The sequence below is a fragment of the Lysinibacillus sp. GW823-FHT02G10 genome (assembly GCF_058797135.1).
In genome coordinates this window covers 1282095-1305864 of sequence record NZ_JBXAJI010000001.1, presented here as the reverse complement: position 1 = coordinate 1305864, position 23770 = coordinate 1282095, and the positions used below count along the sequence as shown (strand labels likewise).

Below are 23770 nucleotides of genomic sequence, written 5' to 3'. Positions count from 1 at the left end.
AATGGGGAATTCAGAAATAGAAGTGGTTATTAAACCAGAACATGAATTTGTTGATTACAAAACATTTGAGGCTGTCCCATCAAAAACTGTAGAGGGTTCCTCCCAACGAATTATTGCACAGATTCCAGGTACTGAAGTAGCAACACGTATTCTAGAACTAGGAGCAGGGACAGATACATCTCCAGACGGTGTACAAATTCATGATTTCTGGGAAGAATTATACATTATCGAAGGATCGTTAATTGATTTACGTTTAAATGAGGAATTTACAGCAGGAATGGTTGCATGTCGTCCTCCTGGAATGGAGCATGGGCCATGGCAGTCCCCAAATGGCTGCACAATTTTTGAAGTTCGTTATTATGCTGATCAGGAAAAGCAAGAGCATGAGTTTGTTGACTTCAAGACGTTTGAGGCTGTCCCATCAAAAACTGTAGAAGGCTCCTCCCAACGAATTATTGCACAGATTCCAGGTACTGAAGTAGCAACACGTATTCTAGAACTAGGAGCAGGGACAGATACATCTCCAGACGGTGTGCAAATTCATGATTTCTGGGAAGAATTATACATTATCGAAGGATCGTTAATTGATTTACGTTTAAACGAGGAATTTACAGCAGGAATGGTTGCGTGTCGTCCTCCTGGAATGGAGCATGGACCATGGCAGTCCCCAAATGGCTGTAAAATTTTCGAAGTTCGCTATTACGCCAATAAATAAGCGATTCAATTTTAGAGAAGCTAATTTTTTAGATGGGGTCAAGAATCTCATCTAAAATTGCCTCTGATGCATATAAACTTCTACATTTTTATTGTTCATCAATGTATACACAGTACAGTATACATTAAAGATTAGCTAACTTGTAAGGAAGGTGAAGCGTAGTGGAAATTATCCATTTAACACATCCAATGAAGGAGCATTTTGACATGCAAGAACCCCATGTAATGGCGTTAGGCTTTTTCGACGGTGTTCATATAGGCCATCAATTTTTACTGCAGCAAGCAAAGAAAATTGCTCATAAAAATAATTGTAAATTATCAGTCATGACTTTTGATCCTCACCCTAGTGAGATTATCAAAGGTGAAACAGATAGAAAATATTTAACCCCTTTGTCTTCTAAGCTTGAAGAAATGTCTCAAATCGGTGTTGATAAAGTTTTTGTCATGAAATTCACATCGCTTTTCGCTTCACTTCCTGCAAGTGAATTTATTAACCAATATATCATCAAGCTCCATGCTACACACATTGTTGTGGGCTTTGACTTTAACTTTGGCTATAAAGCACAAGGCAATATAAATTATTTGCGCAAGGCTAGTAGATACAATCCCTTTAAAGTGACAGTGATCTCCAAAAGGGTCACGAATGATAACAAAATAAGTTCAACATTCATTAGAGAGTTAATAAGTGAAGGGGATGTTCACCTAGTTCCATACTACTTGGGCAAACATTATGAAGTAAAAGGATTTATAAATTATCCGAAAGATTTGTATAGACAACCGCAATTGAATAGTATGGCTTTTCAAATTCAGGGTAAATATGTTTTGCCAAAACAAGGTTTATACAAAGTAGAGATTACTAATGGCTGTAAAACCATTCAAGGTTTTTTAAACCATAATAGCTCTCACGAAATCAGATTTGAACTGCTTAGTAATAAATTAGAAAGATTGAAAGAGGTACACCAAAAGGAAATAACGGTGAAATTTTTTAACAGAGTCGCTTATATGGATACAATCCCTATTTGGAATTAAAGTTTATCCACAAATCTGTATATAAAAAAACAAATAGTTGGGGGAATGTGATGAATGGGAAAAGAAAAATCAACTGCAAGTTCCCGAAAAGTATTATTCGCTAGTTTAGTTGGCAGTACAATTGAATTTTACGATTTCTTTCTTTATGGTACCGTGGCAGCGCTTGTCTTCAATAAATTATTTTTCCCAAGCCATGATCCATATGTAAGTCTGTTACTCGCTTATGCTTCGTTTGGTGTAACGTTTTTCATTCGACCTCTTGGTGGGCTCATTTTTAGTCATATGGGCGATAAATTTGGAAGGAAAAACACCCTTGTTGTTTCACTTTTATTAATGGGGATTTCAACCGTATGTATAGGCTTGCTACCAACATATAGTTCAATCGGCATTTTCGCGCCTATTCTACTAGTATTCTTGAGACTCCTCCAAGGTATAGCTGTTGGTGGGGAATGGGGAGGCGCTGTTCTCCTAGCAGTTGAAAATGCACCAAAAGAAAAACGAGGATTCTTTGGAAGTTTTCCTGCAATGGGAATACCTCTAGGTATGCTACTTGGCACAACGGCTATTTCAATCGTCAGTTTGCTTCCAGAGGAGCAATTTCTTTCATGGGGCTGGAGACTTCCTTTTCTATTAAGTGCCGTTCTAGTGATTACGGGATTCTGGATACGCCGTGGCATCGAGGAGACATCGGCATTTAGTGAAGAAAAGCAAAAAGGCAATGTTGTAAAAGTACCCCTTTTTGAGACATTACGTTATCACTGGAAAGCTGTATTAATTTCCTTAGGGGCAAAATGTGTGGAAGTGGGTCCATTCTATGTTTTCACAACATTCTTTATCTCCTATGCAACAGATAACATTGGTTTCTCAAGGACTACAGCACTGAACATTATTACTGCTGCAACTATTGTGACGACATTGTGTATTCCAGTCATGGGGAAATTATCTGACGTACTGGGACGTAAACGCCTATTCATGATGGGAGCGGCAGGAATTGCGTTATTCTCTTTCCCTTACTATTATTTATTATCAACAGCATCAACGTTTTGGGCTTATGCCGCTTCTATTATCGGTTTAGGCATTCTATGGTCAGCTATTGCCAGTATAATTGGCACCATGTTTACAGAAATGTTTAGTACGAATGTCGGCTATACAGGAATAACACTTGGTTATCAAGCAGGGTCGGCGTTGTTTGGAGGAACTGCTCCTATGATTGCGACAGTTTTACTTAGCACTTACAATAACTCCTGGATTCCACTCGCTATTTTCATTGTGATTCTGTCAGTGGCTTCCTTTATCTCTGTTACATTTTTACGCAAAGCGCCAGTAATAGAAGAGAGCTTAGTAGAGCAATCATTGCCTCAAAAGGAATTGGTTATTAAATAGCTTTTTATATCAGAATATTCAAATAATAAATTTAGGAATTTTAAGGAGGAAATAACATGATGGATGATAGAACTTTTAGAAATGCAATGGGTAAATTTGCTACAGGGGTAACAGTAATTACGACTGTGATTGAAGGGGAAGCACACGGTATGACAGCAAACGCATTTATGTCCGTTTCGCTTGACCCGAAATTAGTCTTAATATCCATTGGCGAAAAAGCTAGAATGCTAGATAAAATTAATACTTCAGGTAAATTTGCTGTGAATATATTATCAGAGGAACAAAAAGAGCTATCCATGCATTTTGCAGGACAAATTAAAGAAGAACGTGAAGTTGAATTTGACTGGGTAAATGGACTACCGGTATTAAAAAATGCATTAGCAAATATTGTATGTAATGTTCATAGCAAACAAATTGCAGGAGACCATACACTCTTTATTGGAGAGGTAACCGATATTGAGATGAGCGATGGTTCACCACTTGCGTTCTTTGAAGGCAAATATAGCAAAGTTAGTCAGCCAATAAGCTTATAATTACCTATCTTCTAAAAAGTAGAACCATCGTTTGAGCATTCTTTGTTGAACGGTGGTTTTGTCTTTGTTTCAAGTTGGAAAATGGATTGCTTAATTGCTGTAGTTATGGACGTTTTTATTCAATCCAAAGGTTGATAAAATCACATCATACTACAAGTAGGAGTGATAACAATGGATAAGGTACGTTATAAAGTCAGAGAAGTGTTGGACAAGAACAAAATTGATGCATTTTTGCAGCAAGCTCGCATTGGGCATTTGGGTATGGTTGATGGTCATTTGCCATATGTTGTCCCCCTTAATTTTGTGTGGACAAATGGAGTGCTTTATTTCCATGGAGCCACTGGCGGGAGACGAAATCAAGTGATGGAAGAGAACCCAGAGGTTTGCTTTACGGTTTGCGATGAATATGGAACCATTACAAATCCAGTACCTGCAAAAACGGACACGGCTTATATGAGTGTCATGGTTTTTGGCAAGGCTCAGCCTATTTTGGATTTGAATGAAGCGACACACATGTTGCAAGAAATGATAAATAAATATGTACCTGGTTACTATAATCGCCCCTTATCCCAGCAACACGTGGATAAATATCGATCAGCCGTTTTCGGAGGGCCTGTTCAAGTTTACCGTATTGATCCTCAACATATTACCGCGAAAGAAAATCCAATTGCCTTAGGGGAGATGTTCAATATTGAGAAAATCCCACATACATAGTATTGGTTTTAGAAATTGGTAAATCAAATCACTGTAAACTAGAATAAAGATGGATTAAAAAATATCCCATCCCTTAATCCTTATCTAATAGCAACATCAAAAACTCCATTTTGAAAAAAGATTGCTCAAAATGGAGTTACTCTCTATAGATAAGTATGAGATTTTTATAAAAAAGTTTGAACATTTTTTAGCTATGTTGTTCCAAAATTGCGCCCGATTATTGAATATCCTTATTCATCCCAAAAAGCCGCTAACATCTTACAGTACAGCGTTTTCTAAAATAGTAAAAGAGCTTGTATTACAATTAATTTCTGCTAATGCACCAAGAGGTAAAATGAATTTTGGTTCAGTATGTCCAAAGTTCATATTGTATAGAATTGGTGTATCCTCCAAGTTAAATTCTCCCATCACTTTTAAAATCTCTTCTTTGTATTCTTCGAAATACTTTTCATCTTGTGGTTTACCAAATATAATTCCGTTTGCTTTTTGTAAAATACCTTGTACACCGTAGTTTCTCAGCCAATATCTAAGTAGGTTAGGCTCCGGTTGATCTTCAGATGTTTCAAAGAAAAGGATGCAATTTTCCCAGTATTTTTCTTCAGGCCATAGCACGGTACCTTTAGCAAACTCTAGTACTTCAATGCACCCTCCTATTAAACGTCCCTGCACTATACCTTTACCTTGCAGCAATTCGTATCCTTTATTAGGTTGCATTGTGCGTTTTTGATTTTTATTTGATTCTATCCATTCTAAATGCTCACTTGTCCATTCTACAGAAGGAACAATTTCACCTATTACTTCATTAGAAAATAGCGTTTTCTGAATAGATTGAACGGTATATGAGTTCATTTCAACGTTTTCTGCAAAATCGGTTAAAATTGCTGGTCCATAAAATGAAGATATACCCGCCTTCAAACAAAATAAATGAGCAATCGTTACATCTGAATAACCCATTAAAATTTTAGGATTTTTAGTTATAACCTCAAAATCAATGTAAGGGAGTAAACGAACACTATCATCTCCACCAATATTTGCAATAATAGCTTTAATCTTGGGGTCCTTAAAAGCCATCATTAAGTCCTCTGCACGTGCTTTTGGATTTTTGTCTAGATAATCTGCACCTTTCAAGCTATTTGGCATTGCTATAACTTTCAGTCCAAAAACCTCTTCAAGTCTTTTTACGCCCTGTTCATAACGCCATTTTAATTCTGGATCTCCAGCACCTCCCCAAGAAGGACTTATAGTGGCGATATAATCTCCTTGCTGGAGTTTATTTGGCTTTAATAACATATAAATTCACCTCAAATTAGATTTAATTTCATTAAAAATAACATATTAATGGAAATTTTTAAACAGTCTATCATTTATGTTAAATAAGCTACTAAATTCTTGTTTGGTAACATTGCACAAAATGATTTTATTTCACAATCTGGCCCGTTTGTTGACAAAAAAACCTACATAGCAACACAGTTTTTTTAATCAATCTTTGTTTTAAACGTTCAATTCTTTTTTAAAACTACAATATAAGGATAGTGTTTTTTTATTGTACCTAATTTTATGGACTGCTAAAATTCGTAGTTTTGGATGTTTTTTATCAATCCGTATTACGTTATGCTAAGACCGTTCATTTATTAGCAAGGAGGGGAAGTGCTACTGTTTAGTTCAGGTAGATTGACATTTTATCAAAAAGCGGCAAGTAAAGCGTTACTTGGAATCAAGCAAATTGACATTTTAATGGAATGACACGTTACATACAGAGGGCTAATGACAATAGGAAAACGACATTCCACAAGGGAACAGTCCTTAAAGGACGAGAATACGTGATGAATTTCTAGTATGAAGAAGAGATTAAAATAATTTGTAGAAAGGTAGGAAAGTGTATGAACTCAACATACGTTTCACTGAATGTACGGGATTTCCTGTCGCCCACCATCGCTGCTTTTATATCTGTCTTAGTTAACTATGGGGGCACTTTTATCTTGGTGTTTCAGGCTGCCAAGGTTGCCGGTCTAAGTCCAGAAATGACTGCATCATGGATATGGTCGATTTCCATTGGTGTGGGGGTAACGGGTATCTGGCTAAGTTACCGATATCGTGAACCCATTATTACAGCCTGGTCAACACCAGGCGTGGCGTTTCTTGTTTCGGCTTTAGCTGTTACCCCATATGCTGAAGCCATTGGAGCTTATATTATTTCTGCAATAGCATTTGTTTTGTTAGGTTTATCAGGCATGTTCGAACGTTTTGTCCAACTTATTCCTCCAGGTATTGCTTCAGGTCTACTGGCAGGTATTTTATTACAATTTGGTATTTCAGCCTTTGGTGGTGCGAAAGTGGAACCTTTACTTGTCATCGTCCTGTTTACTACGTATATCGTTCTAAGAAGGTTTACATCTCGCTATGCAATTGTAGGTATTCTAGTCATTGGCTTGATTTATTTAATAAGTATGGGGCAGGTAGATTTCAGCCATATCGAGTTGGCCTTCGCGTCTCCTGTATTTGTTGCGCCAACGTTTTCTCTACATGCATTATTGGGTGTCGCTTTGCCGCTTTTTATTATTACCTTAACAGGACAGTACATGCCAGGCATGTTAGTGTTGCGAAATGATGGATTTAAAACGAGTGCCAATCCGATATTGATTGTAACAGGATTGGGATCACTCCTGACAGCACCCTTTGGATCGCATGCTTTTAACATAGCAGCAATTACAGCAGCCATCTGTACGGGGAAGGACGCTCATGAGGATTCAAGAAAACGTTATATTGCAGGTATTGTCTGTGGCATTTTATATATAATTGTCGGAATTTTTGGGGTAACATTGGCTGCATTGTTTTTAATTCTCCCAGCTACGTTCATTGCAACATTAGCGGGATTAGCGTTGCTAGGCACAATTGGTAGTAGCCTTGCCAATGCTTTAACAAATCCTATTGGACGCGAAACAGCACTCATTACTTTTTTGGCAACAGCCGCAAATGTTACTTTACTTGGAGTTGGCGGGGCATTTTGGGGGCTTGTAGCTGGTTTGGGCGCACATTTATTAATGAATGTTCCATTGCTTAGAAAACAGCAAAGTATAAATGAGGGACAACAAATTAGACAAAGATAATATCACTACGAAAGGTGGTTTTTAACATCGATACGAAAAAATCAATAGAAGCCTTCGAAATAGCAAAAAAACTTATGCCTGGTGGGGTAAATAGCCCAGTGAGAGCATTTCAATCAGTTGGGATGGAGCCAATTTTTATGAGTCACGGGAAAGGCTCAAACATATATGATATTGATGGCAATCGCTATATAGATTATGTTCTATCTTGGGGGCCATTAATTCATGGACATGCAGATAAGGAAGTTTCAGATGCACTTCTTGAAGCCATCATGAGGGGGACAAGTTTTGGATTGCCAACTTTACAAGAAAATAAGCTAGCAACATTAATAGCTACTCGCATACCTTCCATAGAGAAGATTCGAATGGTTAATTCGGGTACAGAAGCGACAATGAGCGCCATTAGACTAGCTAGAGGCTTTACTGGCAAAGACATGATTGTGAAATTTGATGGAAACTATCATGGGCATAGTGATCATCTATTAGTAAAGGCAGGCTCAGGAATTGCTACCTTCAGCCTTCCTGATAGTCTGGGTGTACCTATAGAGATCACTAAGCATACAATCTCCATACCTTATAATAATATCGAAGTCCTGAAAAAGATCTTTGATAAATATGGCTCACAAATAGCAGCAGTCATCGTAGAACCGTTTGCAGGCAATATGGCGGGAATACCAGCTAACCCTGAATTTCTTCAAGCAATACGTTCTTTCACTACAAAGTATGGTGGACTATTTATACTCGATGAGGTCATGACTGGTTTTCGTATAGATTACCACTCTGCTCAAGGGCTATATAACATAAAACCAGACTTAACATGTTTAGGAAAGATCATTGGTGGAGGGATGCCTGTTGGGGCATATGGTGGAAAAAAAGAAATCATGAATCACATTGCACCTGAAGGTAGTATTTATCAGGCTGGAACCTTATCGGGTAATCCAATCGCTATGGTAGCAGGGTATACCACAATCAATAAATTAAATCATAACAGTTATACGTATATCGAAGCGTTAGCAGAGCGGCTTATTCAAGGCTTATCAAAAGTAGCTCATAACAATCATATTCCACTTAAAACAACGAAAGCTGGGACAATGATTGGCTACGCATTCATCGATCATCCCTTACAAAATTTTAATGATGCTCAAAAAATAGATGCTGAGATGTTTCGCCGTTTTTATAAAGAAATGCTTAAAGAGGGTATACTTCTACCTCCTTCTCAATATGAAAGCATATTTATCTCGACTGCTCATTCCATACATGATATTGATAGAACGATTCATGCTGCAGATGTAGCCTTTAAAAGGATGTCGTGTAATTAGATGATGCAAAGTGGACTACAAACATCCTATATCTATAAAATGATCGATTTGATAGTATAATACTTATTGACGGTACAAAACGATTAATTTTCGCATATTTTAACAATCCCTATTCTAACTGGAAGTGAATTGAATGTTACAAGTTAACCGAGACGATAAAAATCCTATATGGCAACAGTTACTTGACCAAGCTATTCATCATATTACAACAGGCAAATGGCCACCAGGGGAGTTACTTCCTCCATCCCGAGAACTCGCCTTATTAGTAGGTGTTTCACGCTCAACCATACAAATTGTTTATGAGGAATTATTTAGTCGAGGGTATACTGTGACAAATTGGCGTGGAGGAACAAGAGTAAGTGAATGGGGGTTTAAAACCAACTTGGCAGAAGAGGTGATTCCTCAAGGTCCATCTACGCCAACATTACCTTTATTAAACGTGGCAGTTGATGAATTAAACAGTTGGTTTAGAGGCAAAGAAAATGGAAACGTCGCAATCGATTTTTGTCCCCATGAGCCGTATTTGGACGAGCATTTCCGAAAAACTTGGCGACAATCGTTTTTACAGGCTTCAGCAGAAACAGATCTGACCAATTGGGGCTATGGCGATGCCTACGGTTTCACACCGCTCCGTGAACAGATTCAACGTTACCTGACATTTGAAAGAGGTGTACATGTAGAGATTGACCAAATCATCTTAACCTCTGGCGCACAGCATAGCATCGATCTGATTGCCCAAGCCCTTCTTAAGGAAGGAGAAACGGTTTCTGTTGAAGATCCAGGCTTTCCTGCAGCCTGGATGACCATGAAATATCGGCGTATGAATGTTGTTGCTGTACCCGTGGATGAGTATGGCGTACAAGTAGAGCAGATTGATCCACAAACCAAGCTTATTTTTGTTACACCTTCTCACCAATGTGCGGTTGGTGTCATAATGTCTGAGCCACGCAAACAACAATTGCTGCAAAAATCCGCGAAAAATCAATTCTGGATTGTAGAAGATGATTATGATGGTGAGTTTAGGTATCGAGGTGGCCCGCTTCCTACCTTGTTTAGCCAACAACCTCACAACACATTATATATGATGAGTTTTTCTAAAATGGTTGCTCCTGGCATACGAATATCGGCTGTTATCGGCCCCAAAGATGCTATTCGTCAGCTTGCGCAAGTACAACAATTAACCTATCGGCATCTTCCCATTATGGAGCAATTAACGCTTGCTCATTTTATTGAGCACGGTCATTTTATGCGTCATATGAGGAGAGCCAGAAATGTCTATCGACGTAGACATGAAGCGATGACAAAGGCAATTATGGCGACAGGACTAGCCGAACGTTTCAAGCTAAGTGGCATTGAAACGGGTTTGCATATGCTTCTTGAGGCGGAAGAATCGTTTGATGAAGAAGCAATGACGAACCTCGCACTCGAAAATGGGATACGTGTTTATCCACTGAGCAAGTATTGCTTAGAAAATAATCGAAAAGGATGGGTACTAGGCTTTGCTAAAATTGATGAGCAAGCCATTGAGGAAGGCATTTTTCGTCTTGCAAAGATCCTCTTGCAAGAAACGTAATCATTAGCTGGGCATAAAGGGAATTGGGGGTTGCGATACTATGCCATACATTCATGAGTTTGGAATCATTGCTTGTATAGAAAAAGACAAGGAGTATGCTGCTTATGAACCTGAAAAATACAATTGCATCGGTGTAGATGGTGACCTCTTTGATGAACTGCTTTCTAAGGATTTTGGCAAAAAAATACATCACCTCGAAACTTTTGCACACAACACAAATAGGCCATTTAAAAGTCTCGTCTATTGGGGGATAACCTTGATACCACCACCGAGCTCCCATAAACAATTTTTAAATATGGTGAGTGAAGCCAATGTCGAGTACCAATCTGCAGAACTTGAAGAATTAATCAAAAAATAGCTGAAGCAATAAAACAAGATAAATGGATGATTCATTATGGTGTTTAATGTTTACCAATACATACAGCAAAAGGGAAGAGGCGATTGTTCAATTAGAGCAATCGCTTCTTACTATTAATGGGGAGATGAATGACAGTTCCCTAAAAAGTTTAAAAAATTTTGAACGAAATGCAACAATGTTGAGTCTAATGAGAGAAGGAGGCGAAAAAGGATGAAATTTGAATTAGAGCAGCGTGCTATACGTGGAGATCAAGAAGCGATACTTTCACTGATTGAAATGGATGAGGAAATTTTATATCGCATGGCCTTTACATATATGAAAAATGAGCAAGATGCTATGGACGTGATGCAGGAGCTTGTTTACAAGGCACTCAAAAAAATGCATACCGTTCAACAGCACGAATATGCCAGAACATGGCTTGTGCGCGTCTTAATCAATTGCTGTAAAGACCATTTACGAAAACGTCCGCCGACTGTTCAGATTGAGGAACACCACTTATCTGAATGGGTCATCTACTCAGATATGGAGAGATTATTGGAACATTTATCTTTGTCAGAGCAGCAAATGGTCTATATGAAATATTTCCAGCAACTAAAAAATAAAGAAATTGCTGAGCTCAATCAAATTCCTGAGGGTACTGTGAAATCGAAGCTTCATCACATTTTAAAGAAGCTTAGAAGCTTTGCTAGAGAGAAGGAGGACTGGCTATGAGTAAACTATTAATTGACGTTCCAAAGGAGAAACTGCAACAAGTTCGCATGGACATGTTTCGAAAGGTTCAACGAGAAAAAAGAAGAAAGAAGCGCATTGTTTCGGTTGCATGCATCTCCATGCTTTGCCTAAGCCTTCTCTTTTCAATTCGCGTCTCGCCAACGATTGCTAGCCAAGTTGCCAAAATACCCGGCTTTCAAGCAATTGTAACAGCGATTGCAATAGATAAAGGAATAAAAGATATTGTAGACCATGAATACTATGAAGAAATCAATGTGACGCAATCTAGAAAAGGTCTAGCACTTACATTGCAGGGCGTGATTGCCGACAATTTAGGATTTGTCCTGTTCTATGACGCTGATGCCTCATTTGATATTTCAAAATTAAACTTAGAGAAAGTTCAATTGTTTCAAGGAGCTGAGGAGATTGAATGCGGCTGTACGTTTACCATGAATGCTAGCAATCAAACATACATCTCTTCATCCGTGAAATATAGTTTTTTAAAGCCTATCGCCTATACTTCCAAGGATTTTAAAGCAGTTTTTCACTTTCAGGATGAAGAGAAAGGTAACATTGTAATATCTTTACCGTTTTCACTGAAAAACGAGATCGCAAAGGAGAAAATTTTTACTGCAAATCGTACGATCGATGTCAATGGGCAGAAATTTACGATTACACAAATTCGCCGTTCGCCATTAAAAGTGGCACTCGATATTGAGGTAGCCAAAGATAATACAATGCAACTATTAGCGCTAGATGATGTTGCCATCATGACAGAAAACGGTGAACGTAGAGAAAGTATTAGAAATGACAGTTCAACAGACGGGAATATTCGCGATGGCAAATTTACGCTCTATTTGCAAAGTAATTATTTCGATGATCCAGCGTCATTGACGGTTATGATTGGCGCCGTTCAAGCTGTGCCAAAGGGTGAGGATTTTATCGAAGTTGATTTTGGCACAAAAGAGATACTCACAAAGCCTACTTATTTTAAGGGGGACATTTCAATAGTGCAGCAAAGTGTAGCAGTTAAGATGAATAAAAATAATGAAGGCAAATTATTAATGCTCTCTGACGCCATAAAAGAAGATGGCACGCCATTAGAATTCAAAAGTTTGACCATTTCACGAGACGAGCAGTATGTAGTGGAGACATCACAATTTGAAAAATATAATGGAAAAGCTAAGCTATATTTAAACTATTACCCTAATCCGATTGGGGAAAATATTGAAGTAAACATTCCATTGCAATAAAATGCAGCAGCTGTTCAAAAAGACGTACCTTTTTGAATAGCTGTTTTGCTATTTTGACTGCAAGGGTTGGGGGCTTCTTTTTTGAACAACTTGATAGATGATAGATTAAAGAGGCACTTGATTTAGTCAAAACAGGGGTAACGATATGTTTAGATTCGAAGCGGTTATCTTTTCTAGAATTTACATAGCTAGCTCTTTTTTCTTTTTGAACTTACAATGGTTGTAGAGTGATGATGGTATAATTTAAGTAAACTTACTTTAAACGGAGGTGGAAAATGGACTCTTTAGAATTAAACAAATCAAAATATACGGTCTCTAATATCAAAGACATTTTGCAGAATAAGCTTATTCTTGCAAAACCGTTGACTAAAGATGACATCAAAGAATTAAACCTAGTCAATCCCCCTGTATACAATAAAGAAAAGTATCTTATTCAGGAACAGTGGTTATACAGCATGAATATTGGGGAATGGGAGGATGTAGAGATTATTATCCAAGGAAATAATGAAAATCCTGAGGTGAGAATAATCGAACTAGCAGAAAGAATTTTCGATGAACTCCATTTACATATAAGCCGCGCATTGGCGTATTTACATAAGTTTTTTCCTAATCAAGAAATAAACAGTTATTATTTATCCACAATAAGCTTTGGAAATATGGCTAACTTTGATAGTTATATCTTTTCAGGCTTTAGTTTAGATTTTATTTATGAGGGTCACTTTGAGTTTCAGTATAAAGTGAAATTTAAAGAAAATGGTTGGCCTATTGGTTTTGAGGGTGGACCACTTTAATTCAAGGGGGAAGAAATAGTTATCCCATGACAAAATCGTTTTGAAAAGAGGGAGTTGAATGGAAGGTTTTTTCTTCATACTGATAGGCTTTTTAATTGTTGTTGCAAATGTGATTGGGTTTGTATTCTACAAAAAAAAGAAAAATCTATATAATGCTGCTTTTATCATTTTACTACTGGCAGGTGTATTTGGTGGACTAGGAAGTGTATTAGCACTAATTATTATTCGTGATCCCTTTGCATTATTCTATGGATTGAACATTGCCTATTATTTACTCATTAATAGCTTGATTGTATTTATTCTGGCGATTTTAGTTACGATCATTAAAAAATATACTAGTAGTAGAACCATATAATTAACTATCGTGGTGCGTGAGCATTAGTTGTTTATGAACGAATTACTATTAAAAACGTTAGGGGGGACGCTATGCATAACTTGTCAGGAAAGGTTATTCTTATCACAGGTGCAAGCTCTGGGATTGGATTTGCCACGGCTGAGCTAGTGGCAAAACACGGGGCTAAAGTAATTATCAATTATCATACAAATGTGGAAGGTGCCAACGAAGCTGTCCAACGAATTCAAGAACAAGGTGGAGACGCCATTGCTATTCAAGCTAATATTGTGAATAAAGAAGAAGTGAACGCAATGATTGAGCAGGCTATTTCTACATTCGGCACGATTGATGTTTTAGTGAATAACGCTGGAGGCGGCATCCGTCAAAGTACTTTTATGGAGATGAGTGAAGAGCTATGGGAAGAAACATTCAAGCTAAATGTCAATAGTGTGCTCTTATGCTCTCAAGCTGTATTAATACATATGATTCCGAAGAAATGCGGAAAAATTATTAATGTCTCTTCTGCAGCTGCACGTATTGGTGGGGCAGGGGAAAGTATTCATTATGCATCTGCTAAGGGAGCTATCAATACAATGACGATTGGTATGTCCAGAGAATTAATTGAATATGGAATTATCGTGAACGGGGTAGCGCCTGGAATGGTAGAGACACCCTTTCACGATAAATTTGCTCCTGGCGACAATCGGCTAGAACGGATGGCTTCCGCTGTACCAATTAAACGAGCTGCAGCGCCTAAAGAGATAGCAGAAGTAATTGCCTTCCTTTCTTCTGATGCCTCAAATTACATCCTTGGAGAAATTATACATGTGAGTGGCGGTAGATAAATAAAAAATAGGCAAATTATTATTGTGTTCCTCTATTATACTAACAGTCGTAAATTTCGGATTCTAAACAAGCTCCACCTTAGATGTCCTTAAATTTGGGGGCAAAAAAGGTAGGACTTGTTTCGTTTATTTTATTAAATCCGACACTACTTGAACAATTAAGAACAAAAAAATGATTGGTAAAATAATTTGAATCCATTTTGTTTGGATATACGGAACGATCTTTAAACCAAAGAAAGAGCCAGCAATAGAGCCAAGTGAAACAGGGATAGCAATTCCCCAATTAACAATGCCAGTAAAGTAATAAAAGAGAAAAGCACCTGTACAGCTTGATAACGAGAGCATTCTTGTTAACTCGACTGCTTTTAAATAATGGTATTGTTTTTTCAAGAAATAGGTTATATTCATTAGAGCTGAGCCTGGTCCAAAACCACCGTCATATATGGAAATTGCAAATGGAATAAGCTTGTTCAAGGGTTGTTCCTCTGTTTCTTTTACATCTTTGACAATCCATTTATTACTGCAAAGGACAATCAGAAATGCAAAAATTAAGCTTATACAAGCGACGACATTCATGATTTGTTCCGATAAGAGGATTGCGAATAATGCCCCAAATACTCCACCTATACTAGCAACAAACATGAAAGAAAAATACTTTTTTACAGATAAATGTCCTTTTATGACAAATGAAACAACATTTGATAGGGCTGATAAGCCTGTCGCAAATTTATTAACAGCAACGGTTGTATGAATTGGAATGCCGACGAGCAACAATGAAGGCATCAAAATAAAGCCTGCTGCACCAAAAAGAACGCCTATTATGGCTGCGAGTAAACCAATTGTAAATAAAATAACTCCTTTTACTGTTAACCATTCATGTAGTAAAATTTCCATTCAATCACCTCAATACTTAAATTACTGGTAAACTATACATAAAACAAATATATAATTATTGCTTATTCATAAATATTATTTATGGATAGAAAGGTTGGAATGGAATGAATTTACATGCATTGAGGATCTTTACGAATGTAGCCAAGCTTGGGGGAATTACTGCAGCGGCGAATAGTATGCTACTAAGTCAACCTGCTGTTACCATACAAATTCGAAAATTAGAGAATGAAATAGGGGCAAAATTGATTGAAGGTAAAGGGCGTGGAATTCAATTAACGTCAGAGGGGAAGTTTTTATACGAGCAAGGCATGCGTTTATTTTACTTAGAAGCACAAATCGATGAGAAGCTTGGTAAGTTTTTAGCAAAGGAAGACAAAATACATATTGCGTCTTCTTACATCCCTATTAATTATATACTTCCGCCTATCATAGCTAAATACAAGCTTGCAAATCCTCAAATTGAATTTTTTGTATCGTTAGGCAATGTTCAATCTGTGGAGGAGCAAGTTCTGAATTATGAAGTAGATTTTGGCTTTGTCGTTCAAAGTAAAATTGGTCATGAAGATTTACAATTTGAAAAGGTATTGGATATCCCGTTTTGGTTTACAGTCCATCCTTCACATCCTCTAGCAAATCAAACGGTCTCCATCTATGAATTATCGAACGAGGACTTTATTTATCGGGAACGTGGTAGCTCGACACTCGATTTATTGGAGTCCATTTTTTACACATTTAATGCGCCATTACCTAAGTTAGGGCTTCAAATGCAGGGCTTACACGAATCCATAAAAGTAGTGGAAGCGGGGTACGGCATGACTTTAGCTCCGTCCTATAGTGTAGATGAAAGTATAGCAAACGGGAAACTTGCTCAAGTGTATGTTGAGCAGGCAGCTATTCAGCAAAGTTTATTTATTTGCTCTCGAAAAACCGATCTCATGGAGCAACCATTTTTGCAATACTTAAAAACGCATTTAAATGCATTAAACTAACCACTTTATTTGGCATAAATAAGACTTCTCTAAATTTAAGTGAAGAATTTAGAGAAGTTTATTTATGATGATAATTAACACAGAAAATTCAGAAAAATAGTATTATAAAAGTATTTTTCCCTCTATTGAAACAACTGCTGCTCCTGCTACTTCAATAACAGCATTCTCCCCATCAGGTGTAATCGTGACATAAAGAGTTCCAGGTCTATTAATCGTATGGCCTTGCCCAATTACTAATTGATGTTTTTCTTGTGGAGCTAGTATATTTTCTAGATATAAATAACCACCTAATGCACCGTTTGCTGCCCCTGTAACTGGATCTTCATCGATCCCTATATTTGGGCAAAAATCTCTTGTATAAATATCAAATTCTCCATTTGTGTCAAAGGTAAAGAGGTGAGTGGTGGATATGTTAAAATGATTGTTCATCTTTTTAAGCTCATTTAATTTAGGTTCTGCTTGATCAATTGCTTGACGTGTTTTAACGGGAACCATAAGATGTGGGACCCCTGTGTTCGCTATTTTTATCGGGTATCGATCATCAATGTCCGTTTCATCTAAACCCACAAGGTCCGCAACGACTTCATGGCTAATGTCTATACTTTTTACATGGGGACGTACTTGAGTCATGGACACGCTCTTTAAGTGATTGTTTTCCGTAATCCATTTTACAGGAATTAGTCCAATGTTTGATTCAAAGATTATTTTCTCGTCCTTATCAATCCAATTGTACTTATTAGCCATTAACCATGCTGTACCTAACGTAGCGTGACCGCAAAAGTCAACTTCTTTTGTAGGAGTAAAATATTTTATTTGATAATCTGCATTTACATTTGTTGATGGTAAAAGAAAGGCCGTTTCCGAAAGGTTTAATTCATTGGCTATGTTTAGCATTTCCTCATCTGTTAAATTTTCTGCATGAGGTATGACGCCAGCTGGATTTCCTCCAAACGTTTCTGTTGTGAATGCATCAACATAAAAAAACTCTACCACTTTTTTCATTGCTATCTCCTCCTTCATTCTAAGATTATTGTAGTATGATAGAATTGATAAGTAAAATTCATGTTTTTAATCTTAAACATGAGGAAGTCGAATGGAAAGTTAAATCTTATACGGAGGTTAGCTTGTGAACCTTTTGCAAATAGAAATATTCGTCAAAGTAGTCGATATTGGAAATTTCACAAAAGCAGGTGAAATATTGGCGATGACACAATCGGGCATTAGCCATAATATCGCTTCATTAGAGTCAGAACTCGGTATTAAACTTTTGAATAGAGGAAGAAATGGCATCTCGTTAACAGATAGTGGAGAACGTATCATCAACAATATGAGAAATATCTTATCCGAAGCAGAAAGCATTAAACTAGAAGCCGCTTCTATTTTAGGAATACAAAACGGAAAAATAAATATTGGCAGCTTTTCAAGTTTTGCCTCAAAAGTGTTGCCAACGATCATATCAAGGTTTAAAGGGGAGTTTAAGGGAATTGAAATCAATTTTTATGAGGGGAGCTATGACCAAATTACACGTTGGGTAGAAGAGGGGAAAGTGGATATCGGGTTTACATCTTTAAGTAACCCTATGGATCATTTGGAGGCTACTACCATAGTAAGAGATCGATTAGTAGCAATCGTACCGATTCATCATCATCTTGCCATCAATGAACAAGTAAAGGCGGAAGAACTTCAAGGGGAGGCTTTTATTATGCCTCAGCTAGGATGTGAAGTGAGTGTTAAGAAGTTTTTACAGGAACAAGAGGTATCCCCAAACATAGAGTTTAATGTGGAAGAAAATCAAACAATCATTGCAATGGTACGTGAAGGATTAGGCATTACAATCATACCAGAACTAGCTTTACCCTATAATTTAGCAGGTACCATTGTAAAACCTCTCTTACCAGAACCTTTCCGAGAAATAAGCATCATTACTCGCTCAAAGAAGCAACCCCTTCCCGCTGTCAAAGAGTTTATAAAAACAACCATGGATTGTATTAAAGAATTACAGCTATAAGAATTCTGTGTCCATTGCGATTGTTCATCATCATTGTGCTTTTGTAGAAGCATAAAACATACCTACGTAAGAGCATGTTTTGGTTCGTTTTTTCAAAACATGCTCAAATCAAGGTGATGATATTTAGTAAAGAACACGCCATAAATAGAAGGTAGCGTAGGATTCCCAGTTTTTCCATGGTATCGAGAGCGCTAAAATTTCCTCTTTCGTAGGCTTTTGGTTCATATTACGTAATGTTTTTATTGAATTAATCAGACCTACATCATCGATTGGAAAAGCTGTCTGAAACCGTAGGCAGCGCATTAGCACGTAATTGGCTGTCCAAGGTCCGATTCCTCGTATTTTGATTAAGCTTTTTTCTGCCTCTTTAAAATTCATTTTCATTAATTGTTCCTTCGATAATTCTCCGCATGCCATTAATCTTGCAATGCCAATGATATATTCACTTTTTTTAACCGTCATTTTAATAGCTGCTAGGTCAGTAGGTTCTAACTGTGCAATTCGTTCGTATGGAGGGAATACCCAATACTTTTTACCATTCCATTCGATAGAATCGCCAAAGCTTTCTACAAATTGTCTCTTTAAAGAGTAGGCAAAGGCAAGGTTGATTTGTTGCCCTAAAACGCCCCAGCATAACGCTTCAAATAAATCGGGAATGCCGATAACTCGTAATCCATAGAATTTTTGGGCAGGTATTTGAAGTAATGGATCTGTATTTGCCATTTCATAAAATGGCGTTAAATCGTTATCAAGATCAAACCATTCAATTATATATGTTGCAATTTTTTCCCGCTCCCTCTTTTCAATAGGCCTAGAACCATTTAGGAATTGAACAACCATTTGTTGATTATCGATTACGCTTATCTGTACTAAAGATTGCATTTCTCCAATGGCTATCACTTTTGTGATGATATTGTTCTCTATTTCATACAGGCATTCATTTTTTTCTCTTGTTAAATAGCCTAGATTTGCATTCATATCAAAATTTGCTGGTAAGGTAATGATCATCACATCGTCAACGTCATGCCATATCACTTTTTCATTCCCCTTTTCAACATACACAGTTTGTTAGTTTACTTTATCATAAAAGTAGCTTTACTCATTTTGTTATCTTGCTATTCCATTCTAAACGCCTTATTTTTTTCTATTGATGAGGTTATAGTGTTAGTTATTAAGAAGGCTAAGGAGGGAATAAAAATGGTCCAAGATATTCAAACACGTGTTGGCGGCTTGGAGTGGGATTCTATTCAACATGAACTAGATAAGCAAGGATTTGCAAAGCTTCCAGTAATTTTAACAAAAGAGGAATGTGAATTCTTAATAGGGTTGTATGGTACAGAAGAGCCATATAGAACGACCATTAATATGACCAGGTATCGCTTTGGGGAGGGGGAATACAAATATTTTTCCTATCCATTGCCTGAAATTATCGAAAGTCTAAGAGAGTCCTTTTATCAAGAATTGGCCAAAACAGCTAATCGATGGTTAGGTTATTTAAAGAAAACAGCGCAGTTTCCAGCTCAGCTTCAAGATTTTTTGAACACTTGTGAAGAATTTGAACAAACTAGACCGACACCTTTACTCTTAAAGTATGAAACAGGTGGCTTTAATTGTTTGCATCAAGATTTATATGGCGATGTGTTCTTCCCGTTTCAAGTAGTATTTGTATTAAATCAACGCGAACAAGACTTTTTTGGTGGAGAATCCCTCCTAGTGGAACAAATTCCACGTGCTCAGAGTAGGGGACATGTCATTACGTTAGATCAAGGCAGTGCGCTCATCTTTCCTACAAACCATAGACCTGTTCTAGGGAAAAGGGGATATTATAAACATACGGTTCGTCATGGAGTAAGTACGATTACTGCTGGAGAACGATACGGTCTTGGCATCATTTTTCACGATTCTAAATAAAAAAACTTCAATATCTTGCTATTCCATATCTAGAATTGTACATTGTGAATTTTTAGGGAGTATATTTTAAGGAGAGGTGAGATAAATGCTGGATCCTATGAATGATGAAAATGATATTTTGAATAATGTAGAAATGATGACAGATGAAAAATGGCAAGCCATTATCACGAATGATACAGCGTACAACAATCAATTTTTTTATGCTGTCAAGTCAACAGGGATATTCTGTAAACCATCCTGTAAGTCTCGCGTTCCGAAAAAAGAGAATGTATGTATTTTTGCAACCGCAGAACAAGCACTCCAAGCAAATTTTCGCCCTTGTAAACGTTGCAAGCCTACTAATGAAAATTTGCCTGATAGCGAGTGGGTTGATATTATCACAGCATACATTGATCAAAATTTCGCTGAAAAATTAACGCTCGAATCATTAGCAATGATTTGTCATGGGAGCCCCTATCATATGCATCGAACATTTAAAAAGATTAAAGGCTTGACGCCCATTGAGTATATACAACAAGTTCGCGTACACGCGGCTAAAAAGTATTTGATTGAGACCAATAAAGCAATAGGCGATATTGCCCTATGTGTGGGTATGGCGAATGCACCCTATTTTATTACTTTATTTAAAAAGAAAACAGGTGAGACCCCAGCGCAATTTCGTCAAATGAGAAAAATGGAGGAAATGAATGATGGAAATAAAAAATAAACCAACCCTTTTTTGGTCTTTACTCAAGTTTGAGGATTGGCATTTTTATATTGCTGCTACCTCCAAGGGCCTTGTGTTTGTTGGTTCACAGAACAAACCAATCGAGGAAATGTTTGAATGGGCGAAGAAACGCTTTCCAGGAAGTCCTTTTGTTGAAGATGAGGAAAAGCTTGAACCCTATGTCAATGAAATCATTCAGTATTTAGCAGGAAAGAGGAAAACCTTTACTATCCCATTTGAGTACGTAGGTACGCCATTTCAGCTAGCAGTCTGGCAAGCACTTTGTGAAATTCCTTATGGGCAGACGAAATCCTATTCAGACATTGCCCATGCTATCAATAAACCAGCAGCTGTTCGTGCTGTTGGAGCGGCTATTGGGGCTAATCCAGTGTTACTTACTGTACCGTGCCATCGTGTAACAGGAAAGAATGGCTCTTTAACAGGCTATCGGGGCGGATTAGCAATGAAGAAATTGCTCTTGGAACTTGAAAAGCGAGGTTCATCTAGCAATGCGTAATACTTGCTTTACATGGAATGGAGGTTTCGTATGAAAAGCGAATTATTCTATAAGCATCCAAAAACCATTTTGAATAAAGGAACTGGCTTTCTTTCTGGCTATACGCATTCACTCAATCCTTATACAGGCTGTTCATTTGGATGTTCTTATTGCTATGTACGTCAAATGCCTGTATCTCTTTTTCGAGAAGGGGAATGGGGTAGTTGGGTCGATGTTAAAAACGGTGCGGCGAAAGTATTAAAAAAGGAGCTTCATCGTGCCAAAGCCAAAGGGCCTGTAACCATTTTTATGTCCTCAAGTACAGACCCGTATCAGCCAATAGAGCATAAGGAAAAAGTGACGCGATCTTTACTAGAGGTTATGCTAGAGGATCCCCCTGATTTCTTATTTGTACAGACGAGAAGTCCACTTGTCAGTCGAGATATTGATTTGCTGCGACAATTTAAAGAAAAAGTGCGGGTAAGTATGACACTTGAGACAGATTCGGAAACGATACGTAAACATTTTACGCCAATGGCACCTCCAATCCAAGCGCGTTTTAAGACATTGGAAAAATTAGCAGCTGCGGACATACCGACCCAAGTTGCTATCGCTCCCATTTTACCAAGTGGTGAATATTTTCCTTTGAAATTGAAGCAACTCGTCGATCGGATATGTATAGATGACTACTTCATGGGAGATGGCAGTGGTGGAAAACGCACAAAAAAACTTGAGATTGAGAATAAATATGACCAACTTGGTTTAGAAGAATGGTATGGACCAGATGTAATAAAAAAAATATACAACCGATTTATTGAAATCTTTCCAGAAAATCATGTTTATATAAGTCAGGCTGGGTTTGAGCCGTAAAATGCTGTAATAGATGGATTATAAAAATAGCCCCAATACCCATCTTTACTGAAGTGAGTATTAGGGTTTCTTCACATGATAGTATGTTTAACGTTTGTTTTCATTTTGAATTTGACTGAAATCTACTTCTTCAGCAAACTCTTCTCTGTTTTTACGCTCATTGTTAGCATTTTGATTTTGATTCTGCTGTTTTTTGTTGTCTTGCGTTTTATTATTTTTATGTTTATTATTTCCCATTTTCATCTCACCTCCACCATTAGTGTGAGTGGAAGATGTTTTTTTATCCGTAGAACTTACATTTAATTCTTCAAGTAATGTGCTTTACTTTATTAAGGAGTACAGTATGAATGAAAATTATCCAAATTTAATTCTACGGTTCAAACTAGGGTAGGAAGTAATTGATAATGATAGCAGGTGGTTTATAAAAGGGCTATCACGCTGTTTGAATTACGACATTGACAAGACGAGAAAATAATTATTGTAGTCGATTAAAAATTGAAGCATACAGGAATGTCTTATATTTTTCCAGAAGATGTGAGGAAATACAAACTACATAGGTTTAGTCTTGAATGTAAAATATTTGATTTAAAGTATATTGCATTGCTAAAGTCGTATGCAATCAGGATTTAGGAATCCAACCAAGTATTTTTCATAAGATCTATTTTTTACATTATGCTTAAGGAGGCATCGTAGTGAACCAACACAAAATAATTATTACGCAATATACCCACCAATACGCTGAACAAACAGTTGCTATGTGGCGAGATAGTAAGGAACAGGCGATTGGTCAAAAAGAAATTCATACCTTTGAAAGTCATGTATATTTCTTAAATTATCTATTAGCTGAGCAGTTTCACATCGATTTAGCGTTAATGGATGAAAAAGTAGTTGGCATGATTGCCTATAACGAAGAAGAAATAAGCCAACTATATATTCATATTGACTATCAAGGGATGGGCATAGGTCATACATTACTAGATAAAGTAAAAGCACAATCAAAAGGGCGATTAACTTTATACACATTTGAGGTTAATGAAAATGCCCAACGATTTTATGAAAAACATGGATTTAAAATCATAGGGAAAGGACATGAAAATGAAGAAAATTTAGCTGATATTCAATATGAATGGATAGCCAAATAAAAAATTTCACTAACGAGCTACTAAAAAGCGTTGTACATTTTGTATATACGCTTTTTTGTTTTTGATAAGATCTAAAAATGATGAAGAGGCAAA

Annotated in this window: 26 protein-coding genes; 21 read left to right on the top strand and 5 right to left on the bottom strand. The window is 37.1% G+C overall.

Translation table 11 applies throughout. From position 1 onward, the window contains the following. The first annotated feature begins 1 nt into the window (after position 1). From AC1RFD_RS06805 to AC1RFD_RS06785, 5 genes are all read left to right on the top strand, one after another. Positions 2–715 (top strand): cupin domain-containing protein, encoded by a 714-nt coding sequence (locus AC1RFD_RS06805; protein WP_115673652.1) that lies wholly within the window; start codon positions 2–4, stop codon positions 713–715. A 161-nt stretch (positions 716–876) separates the two neighbouring features. Next, positions 877–1743 carry an adenylyltransferase/cytidyltransferase family protein gene (locus AC1RFD_RS06800; RefSeq protein WP_081011024.1) on the top strand — a complete coding sequence of 289 codons (867 nt, stop codon included), beginning with the start codon at positions 877–879 and terminating at the stop codon, positions 1741–1743. A gap of 54 nt (positions 1744–1797) precedes the next feature. Next, on the top strand, positions 1798–3126 hold the full coding sequence (locus AC1RFD_RS06795) for an MFS transporter (protein WP_048393044.1): 1329 nt from the start codon (positions 1798–1800) through the stop codon (positions 3124–3126). Between the two features lie 59 nt (positions 3127–3185). After that, complete coding sequence (locus AC1RFD_RS06790; protein ID WP_048393159.1) at positions 3186–3659, top strand: flavin reductase family protein; 474 nt, start codon at positions 3186–3188, stop codon at positions 3657–3659. Positions 3660–3830: 171 nt separating this feature from the next. Beyond that, positions 3831–4373 (top strand): pyridoxamine 5'-phosphate oxidase family protein, encoded by a 543-nt coding sequence (locus AC1RFD_RS06785; protein WP_054550225.1) that lies wholly within the window; start codon positions 3831–3833, stop codon positions 4371–4373. Positions 4374–4631: 258 nt separating this feature from the next. On the opposite strand, the gene AC1RFD_RS06780 is transcribed toward AC1RFD_RS06785, so the two are convergent. Further along, complete coding sequence (locus AC1RFD_RS06780) at positions 4632–5663, bottom strand: S66 family peptidase (protein WP_054550224.1); 1032 nt, start codon at positions 5661–5663, stop codon at positions 4632–4634. A gap of 590 nt (positions 5664–6253) precedes the next feature. On the opposite strand from AC1RFD_RS06780, the gene AC1RFD_RS06775 reads away from it, so the two are divergent. The 9 genes from AC1RFD_RS06775 (at position 6254) to AC1RFD_RS06735 (ending at position 14661) form a co-directional block, all read left to right on the top strand. Continuing rightward, a complete protein-coding gene (locus tag AC1RFD_RS06775; RefSeq protein ID WP_281216392.1) occupies positions 6254–7480 on the top strand; it encodes a benzoate/H(+) symporter BenE family transporter in 1227 nt (408 codons plus the stop codon). A gap of 26 nt (positions 7481–7506) precedes the next feature. Then, a complete protein-coding gene (hemL, locus tag AC1RFD_RS06770) occupies positions 7507–8796 on the top strand; it encodes a glutamate-1-semialdehyde 2,1-aminomutase (protein WP_281217064.1) in 1290 nt (429 codons plus the stop codon). A 133-nt stretch (positions 8797–8929) separates the two neighbouring features. Then, a complete protein-coding gene (pdxR, locus tag AC1RFD_RS06765) occupies positions 8930–10369 on the top strand; it encodes a MocR-like pyridoxine biosynthesis transcription factor PdxR (RefSeq protein WP_066036688.1) in 1440 nt (479 codons plus the stop codon). Between the two features lie 40 nt (positions 10370–10409). Continuing rightward, positions 10410–10727 carry a hypothetical protein gene (locus AC1RFD_RS06760; protein WP_485599447.1) on the top strand — a complete coding sequence of 106 codons (318 nt, stop codon included), beginning with the start codon at positions 10410–10412 and terminating at the stop codon, positions 10725–10727. Positions 10728–10937: 210 nt separating this feature from the next. After that, a complete protein-coding gene (locus tag AC1RFD_RS06755; protein WP_492474669.1) occupies positions 10938–11438 on the top strand; it encodes a sigma-70 family RNA polymerase sigma factor in 501 nt (166 codons plus the stop codon). Further along, positions 11435–12691, top strand: a complete 1257-nt coding sequence (locus tag AC1RFD_RS06750) for a DUF4179 domain-containing protein (protein ID WP_492474667.1) — start codon at positions 11435–11437, stop codon at positions 12689–12691. The genes AC1RFD_RS06755 and AC1RFD_RS06750 overlap by 4 nt, the downstream gene beginning before the upstream one ends. A 275-nt stretch (positions 12692–12966) precedes the next feature. Continuing rightward, positions 12967–13482, top strand: coding sequence for a hypothetical protein (locus tag AC1RFD_RS06745; RefSeq protein WP_066036692.1), 516 nt, complete (start codon positions 12967–12969; stop codon positions 13480–13482). Between the two features lie 58 nt (positions 13483–13540). After that, positions 13541–13837 carry a hypothetical protein gene (locus tag AC1RFD_RS06740; RefSeq protein ID WP_048393027.1) on the top strand — a complete coding sequence of 99 codons (297 nt, stop codon included), beginning with the start codon at positions 13541–13543 and terminating at the stop codon, positions 13835–13837. A gap of 71 nt (positions 13838–13908) precedes the next feature. Next, the gene (locus AC1RFD_RS06735; RefSeq protein ID WP_313869679.1) at positions 13909–14661 is read left to right on the top strand and encodes an SDR family NAD(P)-dependent oxidoreductase; all 753 of its coding nucleotides are present in this window, start codon (positions 13909–13911) and stop codon (positions 14659–14661) included. Positions 14662–14787: 126 nt separating this feature from the next. Here the strand turns inward: AC1RFD_RS06735 and AC1RFD_RS06730 are convergent, their stop codons facing one another. Then, on the bottom strand, positions 14788–15555 hold the full coding sequence (locus AC1RFD_RS06730) for a sulfite exporter TauE/SafE family protein (protein ID WP_269898423.1): 768 nt from the start codon (positions 15553–15555) through the stop codon (positions 14788–14790). A 104-nt stretch (positions 15556–15659) separates the two neighbouring features. Here AC1RFD_RS06730 and AC1RFD_RS06725 point away from each other — a divergent pair, with 104 nt between their 5' ends. Continuing rightward, the gene (locus AC1RFD_RS06725; RefSeq protein WP_269898424.1) at positions 15660–16544 is read left to right on the top strand and encodes a LysR family transcriptional regulator; all 885 of its coding nucleotides are present in this window, start codon (positions 15660–15662) and stop codon (positions 16542–16544) included. Positions 16545–16646: 102 nt separating this feature from the next. Here AC1RFD_RS06725 and AC1RFD_RS06720 read toward each other — a convergent pair whose 3' ends face one another. Then, a complete protein-coding gene (locus AC1RFD_RS06720) occupies positions 16647–17546 on the bottom strand; it encodes a PhzF family phenazine biosynthesis protein (RefSeq protein ID WP_313869677.1) in 900 nt (299 codons plus the stop codon). 124 nt (positions 17547–17670) lie between these two features. On the opposite strand from AC1RFD_RS06720, the gene AC1RFD_RS06715 reads away from it, so the two are divergent. Beyond that, positions 17671–18552, top strand: a complete 882-nt coding sequence (locus AC1RFD_RS06715) for a LysR family transcriptional regulator (RefSeq protein WP_421927000.1) — start codon at positions 17671–17673, stop codon at positions 18550–18552. 123 nt (positions 18553–18675) lie between these two features. Here AC1RFD_RS06715 and AC1RFD_RS06710 read toward each other — a convergent pair whose 3' ends face one another. After that, the gene (locus tag AC1RFD_RS06710) at positions 18676–19587 is read right to left on the bottom strand and encodes a DNA-3-methyladenine glycosylase 2 (RefSeq protein ID WP_288582362.1); all 912 of its coding nucleotides are present in this window, start codon (positions 19585–19587) and stop codon (positions 18676–18678) included. A gap of 162 nt (positions 19588–19749) precedes the next feature. Between AC1RFD_RS06710 and AC1RFD_RS06705 the strand changes: the two genes are divergently transcribed. The 4 genes from AC1RFD_RS06705 to AC1RFD_RS06690 all read left to right on the top strand — a co-directional run bounded on the left by AC1RFD_RS06705 (position 19750) and on the right by AC1RFD_RS06690 (position 22535). Beyond that, a complete protein-coding gene (locus AC1RFD_RS06705) occupies positions 19750–20463 on the top strand; it encodes a 2OG-Fe(II) oxygenase (RefSeq protein WP_281216397.1) in 714 nt (237 codons plus the stop codon). Positions 20464–20548: 85 nt separating this feature from the next. Then, positions 20549–21169, top strand: coding sequence for a bifunctional transcriptional activator/DNA repair enzyme AdaA (locus tag AC1RFD_RS06700; RefSeq protein WP_492474666.1), 621 nt, complete (start codon positions 20549–20551; stop codon positions 21167–21169). Beyond that, positions 21153–21686 (top strand): methylated-DNA--[protein]-cysteine S-methyltransferase, encoded by a 534-nt coding sequence (adaB, locus tag AC1RFD_RS06695; protein ID WP_259419687.1) that lies wholly within the window; start codon positions 21153–21155, stop codon positions 21684–21686. Before AC1RFD_RS06700 ends, adaB begins: the two co-directional genes overlap by 17 nt. A 30-nt stretch (positions 21687–21716) precedes the next feature. Next, positions 21717–22535, top strand: coding sequence for an SPL family radical SAM protein (locus AC1RFD_RS06690; RefSeq protein ID WP_387254165.1), 819 nt, complete (start codon positions 21717–21719; stop codon positions 22533–22535). Positions 22536–22622: 87 nt separating this feature from the next. On the opposite strand, the gene AC1RFD_RS06685 is transcribed toward AC1RFD_RS06690, so the two are convergent. Next, positions 22623–22772, bottom strand: a complete 150-nt coding sequence (locus AC1RFD_RS06685; protein WP_016992948.1) for a hypothetical protein — start codon at positions 22770–22772, stop codon at positions 22623–22625. Positions 22773–23227: 455 nt separating this feature from the next. On the opposite strand from AC1RFD_RS06685, the gene AC1RFD_RS06680 reads away from it, so the two are divergent. Then, positions 23228–23677, top strand: coding sequence for a GNAT family N-acetyltransferase (locus AC1RFD_RS06680; protein ID WP_492474665.1), 450 nt, complete (start codon positions 23228–23230; stop codon positions 23675–23677). The last annotated feature ends 93 nt before the right edge of the window (positions 23678–23770 follow it).